Annotated in this window: 12 protein-coding genes; 3 read left to right on the forward strand and 9 right to left on the reverse strand. The window is 65.5% G+C overall.

Going from position 1 to position 13,689, the window contains the following annotated elements; genetic code table 11:
* Nucleotides 1–95 precede the first annotated feature (95 nt).
* The 9 genes from folD to ndk form a co-directional block, all read right to left on the reverse strand.
* A complete protein-coding gene (folD, locus tag ACSBPQ_RS10055) occupies nucleotides 96–995 on the reverse strand; it encodes a bifunctional methylenetetrahydrofolate dehydrogenase/methenyltetrahydrofolate cyclohydrolase FolD (RefSeq protein WP_442682017.1) in 900 nt (299 codons plus the stop codon).
* Between the two features lie 170 nt (nucleotides 996–1,165).
* Complete coding sequence (gene moeB, locus ACSBPQ_RS10060; RefSeq protein ID WP_442682018.1) at nucleotides 1,166–2,308, reverse strand: molybdopterin-synthase adenylyltransferase MoeB; 1,143 nt, start codon at nucleotides 2,306–2,308, stop codon at nucleotides 1,166–1,168.
* Between the two features lie 179 nt (nucleotides 2,309–2,487).
* Nucleotides 2,488–3,888, reverse strand: a complete 1,401-nt coding sequence (der, locus tag ACSBPQ_RS10065; RefSeq protein WP_442682019.1) for a ribosome biogenesis GTPase Der — start codon at nucleotides 3,886–3,888, stop codon at nucleotides 2,488–2,490.
* Nucleotides 3,889–3,901: 13 nt separating this feature from the next.
* Nucleotides 3,902–5,098, reverse strand: a complete 1,197-nt coding sequence (gene bamB / locus ACSBPQ_RS10070) for an outer membrane protein assembly factor BamB (RefSeq protein WP_442682020.1) — start codon at nucleotides 5,096–5,098, stop codon at nucleotides 3,902–3,904.
* Nucleotides 5,098–5,739, reverse strand: a complete 642-nt coding sequence (locus ACSBPQ_RS10075) for a YfgM family protein (RefSeq protein ID WP_442682021.1) — start codon at nucleotides 5,737–5,739, stop codon at nucleotides 5,098–5,100. Before ACSBPQ_RS10075 ends, bamB begins: the two co-directional genes overlap by 1 nt.
* Before the next feature lie 57 nt (nucleotides 5,740–5,796).
* Nucleotides 5,797–6,642 (reverse strand): helix-turn-helix domain-containing protein, encoded by an 846-nt coding sequence (locus ACSBPQ_RS10080; protein WP_442682022.1) that lies wholly within the window; start codon nucleotides 6,640–6,642, stop codon nucleotides 5,797–5,799.
* Nucleotides 6,639–7,427, reverse strand: coding sequence for a type IV pilus biogenesis/stability protein PilW (pilW, locus tag ACSBPQ_RS10085; RefSeq protein WP_442684566.1), 789 nt, complete (start codon nucleotides 7,425–7,427; stop codon nucleotides 6,639–6,641). Before pilW ends, ACSBPQ_RS10080 begins: the two co-directional genes overlap by 4 nt.
* A gap of 10 nt (nucleotides 7,428–7,437) precedes the next feature.
* Nucleotides 7,438–8,634: a 23S rRNA (adenine(2503)-C(2))-methyltransferase RlmN gene (gene rlmN, locus ACSBPQ_RS10090; RefSeq protein ID WP_442684567.1), complete on the reverse strand. Its 1,197-nt coding sequence runs from the start codon at nucleotides 8,632–8,634 to the stop codon at nucleotides 7,438–7,440.
* A 33-nt stretch (nucleotides 8,635–8,667) separates the two neighbouring features.
* On the reverse strand, nucleotides 8,668–9,093 hold the full coding sequence (ndk, locus tag ACSBPQ_RS10095; RefSeq protein WP_442682023.1) for a nucleoside-diphosphate kinase: 426 nt from the start codon (nucleotides 9,091–9,093) through the stop codon (nucleotides 8,668–8,670).
* 210 nt (nucleotides 9,094–9,303) lie between these two features.
* Here ndk and ACSBPQ_RS10100 point away from each other — a divergent pair, with 210 nt between their 5' ends.
* From ACSBPQ_RS10100 to ACSBPQ_RS10110, 3 genes are all read left to right on the forward strand, one after another.
* Entirely contained in the window at nucleotides 9,304–9,954 is a 651-nt protein-coding gene (locus tag ACSBPQ_RS10100; protein WP_442682024.1) for a TetR/AcrR family transcriptional regulator, read from the forward strand.
* A 34-nt stretch (nucleotides 9,955–9,988) separates the two neighbouring features.
* The gene (locus tag ACSBPQ_RS10105) at nucleotides 9,989–12,361 is read left to right on the forward strand and encodes a 3-hydroxyacyl-CoA dehydrogenase/enoyl-CoA hydratase family protein (RefSeq protein ID WP_442682025.1); all 2,373 of its coding nucleotides are present in this window, start codon (nucleotides 9,989–9,991) and stop codon (nucleotides 12,359–12,361) included.
* Between the two features lie 79 nt (nucleotides 12,362–12,440).
* Nucleotides 12,441–13,649: an acetyl-CoA C-acyltransferase gene (locus ACSBPQ_RS10110; protein WP_442682026.1), complete on the forward strand. Its 1,209-nt coding sequence runs from the start codon at nucleotides 12,441–12,443 to the stop codon at nucleotides 13,647–13,649.
* The last annotated feature ends 40 nt before the right edge of the window (nucleotides 13,650–13,689 follow it).

Raw genomic sequence — 13,689 nt, forward strand, 5'->3', positions numbered from 1 at the left:
ACTCCCGGTATTCAGCCAGCGCTGCGATCCGGGCATCGCCGCCCATGGCGGCCACCGCGACGGCAGCGCAAGGGCGCCGCCTCCGGCCCCGGCAATCAGCGCGAAGCCGCCAGCTCGTCCGCCTCGGCGGCCTCGATGGTGTTCTGCATCAGGGTCGCCACCGTCATCGGTCCGACGCCGCCGGGCACCGGGGTGATCCAGCTGGCACGCTGCACGGCGGCCTCGAAGCCGACATCGCCGACCAGGCGCCCGTCATCGAGCCGGTTGATGCCGACATCGATGACCACCGCGCCCGGCTTGACCCATTCGCCCGGCACCAGCTGGGGAATACCCACCGCCACCACCAGGATGTCGGCATTGCGCACGGCCTGTTCCAGCACCTCGCGGGGGGTGAACTTGTGGCAACTGGTGACGGTGCAGCCGGCAATCAGCAGTTCCAGGCCCATCGGCCGGCCGACATGGTTGCTGACGCCGACAATGGTGGCGTTGCGGCCACGCACCGGCTGGTCGGTATGCGCCAGCAGCGTGGTGATGCCGCGCGGCGTGCAGGGCCGCAGGCCGAATTCGCGCAGCGCCAGGTGACCCACGTTCTGCGGATGGAAACCGTCCACGTCCTTGCGCGGGTCGATACGCTGGATCAGCCGGTTGGCGTCGGGAATACCCGGCAGCGGCAGCTGGATCAGGATGCCATGGATCTTCGGATCGGCATTGAGCTGATCGATCAGCTCCAGCAGCTGCGCCTCGGTGGTGCCTTCGGGCAGGTCGTAGTCGTACGCCTCGATACCGACCTTTTCCGCCGCCCGGCGCTTGTTGCGCACGTACACGGCCGAGGCCGGATCCCCCCCCACCAGCACCACCGCCAGCCCCGGTCGCGAATGGCCGGCAGCCAGCCGGGCGTCCACCCGCAGCTTCAGATCATCAAGCAGTTCCTCGGCGATACGGCGGCCGTCGAGGATGCGGGAAGTCGCCACGGAGGCGTCGGAAGATGCGGTCATGTGCGTGGGGAGGCAGCGGCGGGGACCGGCTATTGTCCCTGATTCCGGCATTCCAGACACCTCGCCTGCCGCGATGCAACCGGACGGCGGGCAGCTTGCGAGCACGCCACGGCGCATACGTGCGCCATCGCGGCACCACGCCTGATCCATGCGTCGTCGTGCCGGTGGCTTCAGCCGGCGTTTGAACAGAACGCCGCGTAATCGATGTAGCCGGGGAAGATGGCGTCCGGTGCGCACAGCAGGCACTGCGGATCAACCGGCACCCGGGTTTCACGAAAGCGCATCTGCAACGCATCAAAGCGCAGCAACCGCCCCGCCAGCGACTGCCCGGTATCCAGCAGCAGCTTCAACACCTCCGTCGCCTGCATCACCCCGGCCAGACCGGGCAGTACGCCGAGCACACCGGCCTCGGCGCAGTTCGGCGCGAATTCCGGCGGCGGTGGTTCCGGGAACAGGCAGCGGTAGCACGGCAACACGCCGCGCTGGCGACCGGCATCGAACACGCTCACCTGCCCGGTGAAACGCTCGATGGCCGCATACACCAGTGGCCTGGCATGCTTGATGCAGGCATCGTTGAGCAGGTAACGCAACGGGAAATTGTCCGAGCCGTCGAGCACGACATCCACGTCCCGCATCAGCGCATCGATATTTTCCGCCGTCACCCGCTGCTGGATCGCCTCCACCTCGATCCGTGGATTCAGCGCCTGCAGGCGCGCCTGCGCCGACTCGACCTTCGCCATGCCGACGCTGGCTTCGGTATGGATAATCTGCCGGTGCAGGTTGCTGCGCTCCACCGTGTCATGGTCGACGATGCGCAGATGGCCCACCCCCGCCGCGGCCAGATAGAACGCCGCCGGTGCACCCAGACCGCCCGCGCCCAACACCAGCACACGCGCCTGCTGCAAACGCCGCTGCCCGCTCTCGCCCACCTGCGGCAACAGCAGGTGGCGTGAATAGCGGTCGTAGAAATCCCGGTCACCGGCATCGTGCAGCGGCTGCACCAGCGGCAGCCCCTCGAGCCGCCAGGCCACGGTGCCACCGGCAACGGAGAACAGCTGCGTATAGCCCGCGTCCTGCAGCGCCAGCCCCGCATGCCGGGAGCGTTTGCCGCTCTGGCACACAAGCATGACCTCACGGCCCTTCTGCCCGTGCAGGTGGCGCTCCGGATCAGCCAACAGCTCGCCCATGGCAATGCCCACCGCCCCTTCGGCCATACCACCAGCGCGCTCGTGCGCCTCGCGCACGTCGATCAGGAGCACGCCTTGCAGCTGCCGCTCGCGTGCCTGTTGCGGAGTCAGTTCACGAATATCCATGGGGTGATTATCGGCCAGGCGCGAGCGCCTCCACACAGAAACAGCCACCCGATCCGAAGACGAATCCCTGCATCACACCTTGCCGGCCACGTGCGGGCAAAGACGGGAACAAAGGCAGGCAGCGGCATACCCCCGGCACGCCTGCAAACAGAAGGGCAGCCAAGTGGCTGCCCTGTCCATCACTTGCGGCCTTTCACGTGCTTGATCAGGCGTCGCTTGGCCTTGACCTGGCGCTCGGTCAGGACATTCTTCTTGCCCTCGTAAGGGTTGGCGCCCTCGCGGAACAGGAACGTCACCGGCGTGCCGACCAGCTTGAAGCGCTTGCGGAAGAAATTCTCCAGATAGCGCTTGTATGAATCCGGCAGCTCCTTCAGGCGCGTGCCGTGGACGATGAAGGTCGGCGGGTTGCTGCCGCCCGGGTGCACATAACGCAGCTTGGAGACATGCCCGCGGATGGTCGGCGGCGGATTGGACTCGTAGGCCACCTCCAGCGCCTTGTTCACTTCGCTGGTGCTGAATTCATGCGTCGCCGAGGCGTGCGCACGATGGATCGCACGGAACAGCTCACGCAGACCGGAACCATGCATGGCCGAGATGCGCACATTCTCCGCCCACGGCACGAACCCCAGTTTCAGCGACAGCTGGGTTTCGGCCTGCTCGCGCTGGTACTCGCTCAGCCCGTCCCACTTGTTGATGGCGATGACCAGTGCACGGCCGGCATCCAGTACCGCGCCCAATACGCTGGCATCCTGATCGGTCACACCCTCGGTGGCATCGAGCATCAACACTGCGACCTGGCACTGCTCGATCGAGCGCAGCGTCTTGACCACGCTGAATTTCTCGACGACCTCATCGACCCGCGAGCGACGCCGCAGGCCGGCGGTATCGATCAGCCGGTACAGTTTGCCTTCGCGCTCCAGATCCACCGAGATCGAATCGCGGGTGGTGCCCGGTACGTCCGAGGCGATCATCCGCTCCTCACCGAGGATGCGGTTCACCAGCGTCGACTTGCCCACGTTGGGGCGGCCGACAAAGGCGATGCGCACCCGCTCGGGATCGTCATCCAGCGTCTCGGTGGTGCCTTCTTCCGGCAGGCGCTCGATGATCTCATCGACCAGGTCATCGATGCCCTGCCGGTGTGCGGCCGATACCGCCAGCATCTCGGCAAAGCCATAGCGCGCGAACTCGGCACGCACCGCACTTTCGTCGGTACCGTCGATCTTGTTGATCAGCAGCACGGTCGGCCGTGCCAGCTTGCGCAGCCAGGCCAGGATTTCGTCATCCAGCGCCGAGGTTCCATCGCGCGCATCGACCACGAAAACGACCAGATCCGCCTCGCCGGCCGCGGCACGGGCCTGGCGCGCCGTCGCGCCCGCCAGTCCTTCCTCGTCACCGGCAATACCCCCGGTGTCAACGATCAGGAAAGGAACATCCTCATCGAGACGGCAGACACCATAGTTGCGGTCGCGGGTGACGCCCGGCTGGTCGTGGACCAGCGCGTCACGCGTGCGGGTAAGTGCATTGAAAAGCGTGGACTTGCCGACATTCGGCCGTCCAACCAGGGCGACCAAAGGCAGCATCGCTTGACTCCTTTTATTGGGCCAACCGGAATGCGGTCAGCTTTCCATCCACGTTCTGCACCAGCAGAATCCCGTCAGCCACCACAGGTTGCGCCAGCAGCGCATCACCTCCGGCCTTCTCGCGGGCTGCCAGCTCACCGTTGTCCAGCCGCAGCCAATGCAGATAGCCCTTGTAATCGCCCACCACGGCGTAGTCGCCCTGGATGGCCGGGCCGGTCACCGAACGGCGCGCCAGCGCCTGCTGCGACCACATTGCCGCGCCGGACATCTTGTCCAGTCCATAGACCACGCCCTTGCCGTCGGTCACCAGCACATTGCCGGAAGACACTCCCAGCCCGCCCGCACCGCCATGGTCACGCGACCACAAGGGACGGCCGGTCGGCCCTTCGATAGCCAGGGTCTCATTCTTGAAGCTGCTCACATACAGCGTATTGCCTTCCAGCACCGGCGCGCCGTCCACATCGGCCATGCGCTCCAGCTCGGTACGCCCCTCCGGCGTCCCCACCATCTGCTCCCACAACGGGCGGCCATCCTGCATGGCCAGCGCGGCCAGCGTGCCATCGTCGTTGCCGATGAACAGTACACCCGGGCCGGCCACAACCGGTGCATTGCCGCGCGCCGTCAATGCGGGCAGCTCCTGTGCGTTGAACCAGCGCTGCTCGCCGCTGCCGGCATCAAGTGCCGAGACACGGCCATCATTGCTGCGCACGAACACCATGCCATTGGCCACGGCAGGCGCGCTGATCACCTCGCCCGATACCCGGGCGCGCCATTTCTCGCTCCCATCAGCGGCATCCAGCGCGATCACCTGACCGTCCAGCGTGCCGATCACGACCAGCCCCTCGCCGACACCCGGACCACCGGAAAGGCGCAGCTTCGGCTTTTTCTTCTCTTTGGCCGGCACGTACTGCCAGACCTTCCTGCCGGTCTGGAGGTCCAGTGCATGCACACCGCCCTGCACCGCCGCCGCATAGACGCGACCGTCAACCACGACCGGCGCCTGACGCACACCGATCCGGCCCTCGCCCTTGCCGACCGAGGTCGACCACATCTTGGCGACCTTGACCGTCGGCTCGAATTTCACCAGTTCAGCCGGCTCCAGCGCCTTCTTCGCCTCGGCATCCTTCCCCGCAAACCAGCCCTTCATTGTCGAGCAACCGGTCAACGACAACGCGATCAGCGCCACGCCCGCCACATGCTTGAGCTTCATCAGTTGTTCTCCGCTGCAGGGTCGGCCACGGTGCCACCGGCGTCGGCCAGCTTGGTTTCCAGCAGGCGGCGCTGCGGCGCGGCCACATCCAGCCTGCCCAGCGACTGGCGGTAGAGCTCGCGCGCCTCGTCACGTTTGTCCTGTGCGATCAGCGCATCAGCGCGGATCTCCAGCCCGGCGCTGTCCTCGGCATTGCCCAGCAGTGCCAGCGCATCGGCCGGCTTGCCGGTTTCGATCAGCAGGCGGGCGATACGCTGGTCGATCAGTGTCTTGAATTCGCCCTCGGCCTTCAATGCCTGCAGCGTCTTGATCGCATCCTCGGCCTTGCCCGCTTCGACCTGCGCCTTGGCAAGCTCCAGCGCCGCCAGATCGGCGTAAATGCCGGCCTTGCCGCTTTCCAGCGCGGTCACCTGCTTGGCCGCTTCGTCCAGATCGCTCGACTGCAGGCTGCGCGTGACCGCTTCATAGTGCGCGTTGGCTTCAGCCAGCTTGTTCACCTGGTCCTTCTGCCACCACTGCCAACCGGCGATAGCGCCGATACCCAGGACCACTCCGCCAAAAATTCCAGCGCCATTCTGGCGAAGCCAGGTGCGGACACGTTCGCCTTGTTCGTGCTCGTCGAGCAGGTCGTCAATCGCCATGCGTACTCTCGCTCTACCCTGCCGGGGAGCATTGTTGTTTTAATTGGGCGCCAGGGTTCAGTAGGAAACCGGTGCCACGAAGCCGTCAGAGGATACCGTAAAGCGGGCCACATTGCCGCGCTTGTAGGGCGCGAGATCAACGTTGCCGGAAGCCTGCTGAACCTGCACTGCAGCGGCGTTGCCCAGCTTCACGCGGCCGACCTGCCCCGCCTTGTAGCTGCGCGTCTCACCGGCCGGAACCAGCCCTTTCTCGAGCGTGGAGCCATCGGGCGCGGCAATTTCCACCCAGCTGTCCCCGCTGAAATTCAATACCAGCCCAGCCACAGGCGCTGCAGATGTCTGCCGGGCAACGGGGGCCATCGATGCGATATAGGGCGCACGCTCCACTACGGCAGGCGCCTGCTCCCGTTCGACCACTGCAGCCGAGCCTGCCGGAGACTGCGTGCCCGGCCCGGCAGGCACCACATCCAGCGCCACCGTGTTGGGCGGTGTATCGGCAAGTTTCCCCTGGAAAGCGAACCAGGCCGGAACCGCCAGCACAGCGGTGATCACGACGTAAACGGCACGCCGGCCCATGTTTTCGACAAACCGCCTTAGTCGCGGCGTGTGCGCGTGGCTGACAAGCCGCGGCGGCTCGACCGGCGCGATGCCAGCCTGCTGCAGCAGGTCTTCGATATCCACCTTCAGCAACCTGGCATAGCTGCGCAGCTGACCGCGCACGAATACCGGCGCGCCCAGCCGCTGCCATTGCTCGGCCTCAAGCGCGGTTATCACCTGCACCGGCATGCGCAATTGCGCGGCAACCTGTTCGACCGACAATCCTGCAGCCTCACGTGCCTGACGAAGCTGCCCCCCACACCCCACCGCACCTTCAAAAGCGCAAACACCCGGATCGTTGATCACAATGCATCAGCCTTGGGATTCGAGGTTGCCGCCGAGGGGAACTCCTGGCGCAACCGCTGTTGGTACCGGCTTGCGGCGCTGCCATCGCCCAGCCGCTCTTCAATCTGAATGGCAAGTTGTAACACGGAAGCCGTCGCCGGCGCAGCCGCCAGACGCCGCTGGTAAAAGGCGCGCGCCTCGAAATAGTGACCCAGTGCATATTCATGGCGGGCCATCGATTCCAGCGCATAGGCATTTTGTGGCGACAGGGCCAATGCCTGCCGCAGATTCCGCTCCGCCCGCTCCCGCTGCCCGGCCTCCAGCGCACACCCCCCGGCATTGGCCAGGGCATCGGCGCGCAAACCATAGGTCGGATCGGTCAGCGCACGGTCGAACCAGACCAGGGCTTCGGCCGGAAAACCGTTGCCGCACAGCCATGCGCCGTAGTTGTTCAGCACATCACCCTGCTCCGGTGCGAGCTCGGTGGCCTTGCGATAGAGCGCACCGGCGACCGTGGCGTTGCCACGCTGCCCCTCGATCACCGCCTCGATGGTGTACGCATCGGCAACACGCGGCGCGAGCTTCTGCGCGGAACGGGCATATTTCACCGCGTCATCGAACGCATGGCGCCCCAGCCGGTCGCCGGACAGCCGCAGCAATTCCAGATACTGCATGCGTGTGCGCGCCTGCTTGTCGTCGCGCAGATCGTAGTGCGGCACCCCCTGTTCGACGTGCCGGATCTTTCCCGCCCGGGTGTCGCGACCGTGCCCGCAGCCGGCAACCAGCAGCGTTGCAACAGCCAGCAGGAGCAGGCGCTCAGGCCAGCGCATCCCCGGCATCCAGTGATTTGAGGATCTTGTTGAACTCGGCCTGGCGGCGGGTGCGATCCATCACCTGGCCCTTGAGCTGGCCGCAGGCCGCATCGATGTCGTCGCCACGGGTACGTCGCACCATGGTCAACACCTGCGAGTCGAGCAGGATCTTCTGGAACGCACGGATCTGTTCTTCGTCCGAGCGCTCGTAGCGCGTGCCCGGGAACGGGTTGAACGGGATCAGGTTGACCTTGCCCGAATCCTTGGCCTGCACCGCGTTGTCGAACTGGCGCATCAGCCGCGCCAGCTGGCGGGCGTGCTCGGGCTGGTCGTTGACGCCCTTCATCAGGGTGTATTCAAAGGTCACCGAATCGCGCTTCTTGTTGCCGCGCAGGTAACGCGCGCAGGAGGCCATCAACTCGGCGATCGGATATTTCCTGTTGAGCGGCACCAGCGTTTCGCGCAGCTCATCGTTGGGCGCATGCAGCGATACCGCCAGCGACACATCGCTCTCGACCGACAGACGGTCAATCTGCGGCACCAGACCGGAGGTGGACAAGGTCACGCGCTTGTTCGCCAGGCCGTAGCCCAGGTCGTCACGCATGATGCTCATGGCGCGCACGACGTTGTCGAAATTCATCAGTGGCTCGCCCATGCCCATCATCACCACGTTGGTGAGGCGGCGCATCTGGTGCGGCACGTTGCCCAGGTGGCGGGCGGCAACCCACACCTGGCCGATGATCTCGGCGGTGGTCAGGTTGCGGTTGAAGCCCTGGGTGGCGGTGGAACAGAAGGTGCAGTTCAAGCCGCAGCCGACCTGCGAGGACACGCACAGCGTGCCGCGGGTCTTGTCGGGGATGTACACGGTTTCGATGGCGTTCTTGCCATCCGTGCCCATCGCCAGCAGCCACTTGTGGGTACCGTCGGCGGAAGGCTTGTCGAACACGATATTGGGGACGACGACCTCGGCATGCGCGTGCAGCTTGGCGCGCAGCGGCTTGCCGAGGTCGGTCATCTGGTCGAAGTCGGTGACATAGCGGTGGTGGATCCACTTCATCACCTGGTGGGCACGGAACTTCTTCTCGCCGAGTTTCTCGATGAAGAAATGCTCCAGGCCCGCGCGATCGAGGTCGAGCAGGTTCTGCTTCTTGACCACCGGTCCGGTAGCGGCGGGAGCCGGTACCAGCACCGACGGGATCACGACCTCGTTCACGTCAACCACTCCTCAGCTCGCTCAGCGCGAAACCACTTCGGTGCCGGCGAAGAAATAGGCCACTTCGATGGCGGCATTCTCGACCGAATCCGAGCCGTGGGCGGCATTGGCGTCGATCGACTCGGCGAAGTCGGCGCGGATGGTGCCCGGCGCGGCTTCCTTCGGATTGGTGGCACCCAGCAGTTCGCGGTGGGCCAGCACGGCATTCTCGCCTTCCAGCGCCTGGATCATCACCGGGCCGGAGATCATGAACTCGACCAGCGCGTTGAAGAACGGACGCTCGCGGTGCACGGCGTAGAAGCCTTCGGCCTCGGCGCGCGACAGCTGCTTGTACTTGGCGGCAACGATCTTCAGGCCGGCCTTCTCGAAGCGGGCGTAGATTTCGCCGATCACGTTCTTGGCAACGGCGTCGGGCTTGATGATGGAAAGGGTGCGCTCCAGCGCCATGGGAATTCTCCGGTATCTGGGCCGGTTGGCCCGAGGTAGATGAAAAAACCCGCGTGCGGACGCGGGCTTAGCCTGAAATTGCGGTCACCAATTCTACCGGGTGGACCGGTGATTTGCACAGCGGCGGATGAATGATGCTGCACAGCAGCATGACCTGGACGGACCATGGAGCGTAGGATCCAAACAATCGTTTGATTGACTGAGCCAGCCATGGGCAAACCTGCCAGCTTTTCCACCAAGGACCGCATTCTCGGCGCCGCCGAAGAACTGTTCGCCCAGTACGGCTTCGCCGGTACCTCGTTGCGGCAGGTGACCAGTCACGCCGACGTGAACATCGCCGCGGTCAACTACCACTTCGGGTCCAAGGAAAACCTGGTCAATGAGGTATTCCGGCGCCGCATGGACGAGATGACCGCCGCCCGCCTGGGCCAGCTGGAACAGGCCCGCAGCGCCCAGCCGGACGATCTGCGTGCGGTACTGGCGGCCTTCGTGGAGCCTGCATTGGCTCTGGCCCAGGATCGCCAGAGCGGTGGCGCCTTCGTCCGCGTCATCGCCCGCGCCTATGCCGAGAAGAACGACAACCTGCGCAAGTTCCTCTCCGACCACTACGGCCACGTGCTGCGCGAGTTCGGCAAGGCCATCGGCGCCTGCGTGCCGGGCCTGAGCAAGGAAGAGCTGTACTGGCGCCTGGACTTCCTGGCCGGCTCACTGACCTACGCCATGGCCGATTTCGGCCTGATCAAACGCCCGGCCAACATCAGCGAGGCCGAGCACCGTCGCAAGGCCGCGCAGGAGCTGATCCATTTCGCTGAAGCCGGTTTCCGTGCAAGCGCACGTACGCCGGATTCGTCCCTCACCTGATCCACCCGTCATCGCAGACCAAAGGTTTATCGATATGTCCAATTCCCTGCTTGTCCGCCGCGCCGCCGTCCTGGGCGCAGGCGTCATGGGTGCGCAGATCGCCGCCCACCTGACCAATGCCGGCATCGACACCGTGCTGTTCGACCTGGCCGCCAAGGAAGGTCCTGCCGACGGCATCGTGCTCAAGGCCATCGCCAACCTCGGCAAGCTGAGCCCGGCACCGCTGGCGTCCAAGTCCCTGGCCGAAGCCATCACCCCGGCCAACTACGACTCGGGGCTGGAGCAGCTGCGCGACTGCGACCTGATCATCGAGGCCATCGCCGAACGGATGGACTGGAAGCAGGACCTGTACAGGAAGATCGCGCCGTTCGTGAACGAGCACGCGGTACTGGCTTCCAACACCTCGGGCCTGGGCATCAACAAGCTGGCCGACGTGCTGCCGGAAGAGCTACGCCACCGCTTCAGCGGCGTGCATTTCTTCAACCCGCCGCGCTACATGCACCTGGCCGAGCTGATCCCGGCCAAGACCACCGACAAGGCCGTGCTGGAGGGTCTTGAAACCTTCCTGACCACCAACCTGGGCAAGGGCGTGGTGTACGCCAAGGACACCCCGAACTTCATCGGCAACCGCATCGGCGTGTTCTCGATCCTGTCCACCATCCACCACACCCAGCAGTTCGGCCTGGGCTTTGACGAAGTGGACGGCCTGACCGGGCCACTGGTCGGCCGCCCGAAGTCGGCCACCTACCGCACCTCCGATGTGGTCGGCCTGGACACCATGGCCCACGTCATCAAGACCATGGGCGACACCCTGCCTGACGATCCGTGGCACAAGTATTTCAACGCGCCGGCATGGCTGGGCGCGCTGATCGGCAAGGGTGCACTGGGCCAGAAGACCGGCGCCGGCATCTTCCGCAAGGTCGGCAAGGACATCATGGTCATCGACCTTGAGAAGCAGGACTACCGCCCGGCCGATCGCGCGGCTGCACCGGAAGTGGTCGAGATCCTGAAGATCAGGAACCCGGCCGAGAAGTTCGCCAAGCTGCGCGAAAGCCAGCACCCGCACGCGCAGTTCCTGTGGGCGACGTTCCGCGACCTGTTCCATTACAGCGCCTACCACCTGGCCGATATCGCTGAAACCGCGCGCGACGTGGACCTGGCCATCCGCTGGGGCTACGGCTGGTCCTTGGGCCCGTTCGAGACCTGGCAGGCTGCTGGTTGGAAGCAGGTGGCGCAGTGGATCGCCGACGACATCGCCGCCGGCAAGAGCATGAGCAATGCGCCGCTGCCGGCCTGGGTACTGGACGGCCGTGACGGCGTGCATGCCGCCGAAGGTAGCTACAGCCCGACGCAGAACGCCCTGGTGCCGCGCTCATCGCTGCCGGTGTACCAGCGCCAGCGCTTCCCGGATGCGCTGCTGGGCGAGAAGTTCGCACCCGGCGAAACCGTGTTCGAGAACGACGGCATCCGCCTGTGGACCGACGGTGACGGCATCGGCGTCATCAGTTTCAAGACCAAGATGAACACCGTGTCCGACCAGGTGCTGGACGGCATCCAGCACGCCATCGGCCTGGCCGAGAAGCAGTTCAAGGGCGTGGTGATCTGGCAGAACAAGGAGCCCTTCTCGGCCGGCGCCGATCTGGCCGGTGCCTTGGGCGCACTGAAGGCCGGCAAGATCGCCGAGTTCGAGGCGATGGTGGCCAACTTCCAGCGCACCAGTCAGCGCATCAAGTACGCCACCGTGCCGGTGGTGACCGCCGTGCGCGGCCTGGCGCTGGGTGGCGGCTGCGAATTCCAGATGCATGCGGCCAAGTCGGTGGCGGCGCTGGAAAGCTATATCGGTCTGGTGGAAGCCGGCGTCGGCCTGCTGCCAGCCGGTGGTGGCCTGAAGGAAATCGCCGTGCGCGCCTCGCAGGCCGCCGGTCACGACGGCGACGTGTTCGCCGAGCTGAAGAAGACCTTCGAAACCGTGGCCATGGCCAAGGTCTCCAACTCAGCGGTCAACGCCAAGGAACTGGGCCTGATGCGCGGCACCGACAAGGTCGTGTTCAACAGCTTCGAGCTGCTGCACATCGCCAAGGCCGAAGTCACCGCACTGGCCGAAGGTGGCTACCGGCCGCCGCTGCCGGCACGCCGCATCCGCGTGGCCGGTGACGTAGGCATCGCCACCTTCAAGATGATGCTGGTCAACATGCTGGAAGGCCGTTTCATCAGCCCCTACGACTACGAGATCGCCGAGCGCATCGCCACCGTGCTGTGCGGCGGCAAGGTCGATCGCAACACCGTGGTCGACGAAGAGTGGCTGCTCACCCTGGAGCGCAAGCACTTCGTCGAACTGGCCCAGCAGGAAAAGACCCAGGCCCGCATCGCGCACATGCTGACCACCGGCAAGCCGCTGCGGAACTGAGTGAGCGTGCCTCGGGGTGGCGCTGCCAGCGCCGCCCTCGCCCGCCCTCACGCTCACACCTATTGAAGAGATCACTGCAATGACCAAGCAAATCCAGGACGCCTACATCGTCGCCGCCACCCGCACCCCGGTGGGCAAGGCGCCCAAGGGCATGTTCCGCAACACCCGTCCGGACGACATGCTCGCCCACGTGCTCAAGAGCGTGGTCGCCCAGGCCCCGGGCGTGGACGTCAACCGCATCGACGACGCCATCATCGGCTGCGCGATGCCCGAAGCCGAGCAGGGTATGAATGTGGCGCGCATCGGCGTGCTGCTGGCTGGCCTGCCCAACACCATCGCCGCGCAGACGGTGAACCGCTTCTGCTCCTCCGGCCTGCAGGCCGTGGCCATGGCTGCCGACCAGATCCGTCTGGGCAACAGCGACCTGATGCTGGCCGGCGGCACCGAATCGATGTCGATGGTGCCGATGATGGGCAACAAGATCGCCATGGCGCCGAGCGTGTTCGACAACGACCACACCGCGATCGCCTACGGCATGGGCATCACCGCCGAGAAGGTCGCCGAGGAATGGAAGGTCTCGCGCGAAGACCAGGACGCCTTCGCCCTGGCCTCGCACCAGAAGGCCATCGCCGCGATCCAGAACGGCGAGTTCAAGGACGAGATCAGCCCCTACGACATCGTCTCCCACCTGCCTGACCTGACCGACGGCAAGCGCATCATCACCCGCAACAAGATCGCCGATACTGACGAAGGCCCGCGCCTGGATTCCTCCGCCGAAGGCCTGGCCAAGCTGCGTCCGGTATTCCGCAACGGCCAGTTCGGCGGCACTGTCACTGCCGGCAACTCCTCGCAGATGAGCGATGGCGCAGGCGCGGTGCTGCTGGCCTCGGAGCAGGCGATCAAGGACTACGGCCTGACCCCGTTGGCCCGCTTCGTCAGCTTCTCGGTGGCCGGCGTGCGCCCGGAAGTGATGGGTATCGGCCCGATCGCCGCCATTCCGAAGGCGCTCAAGCAGGCCGGCCTGAGCCAGGACCAGCTGGACTGGATCGAGCTCAACGAGGCCTTCGCCGCGCAGTCGCTGGCGGTCATCCGCGATTGCGGCCTGGACCCGTCCAAGGTCAACCCGCTGGGCGGCGCCATCGCCCTGGGCCACCCGTTGGGCGCCACCGGCGCGATCCGTACCGCCACGATCCTGCACGGCCTGCGCCGTCGCCAGCAGAAGTACGGCATGGTCACCATGTGCATCGGTACCGGCATGGGTGCAGCGGGCATCTTCGAATCGCTGTAATCCGGCCCACTGGATGACACTGGAAGGGCGGCCTGCGGGC

The sequence above is a fragment of the Stenotrophomonas sp. JC08 genome, from assembly GCF_052180205.1.
Taxonomy (GTDB): domain Bacteria; phylum Pseudomonadota; class Gammaproteobacteria; order Xanthomonadales; family Xanthomonadaceae; genus Stenotrophomonas.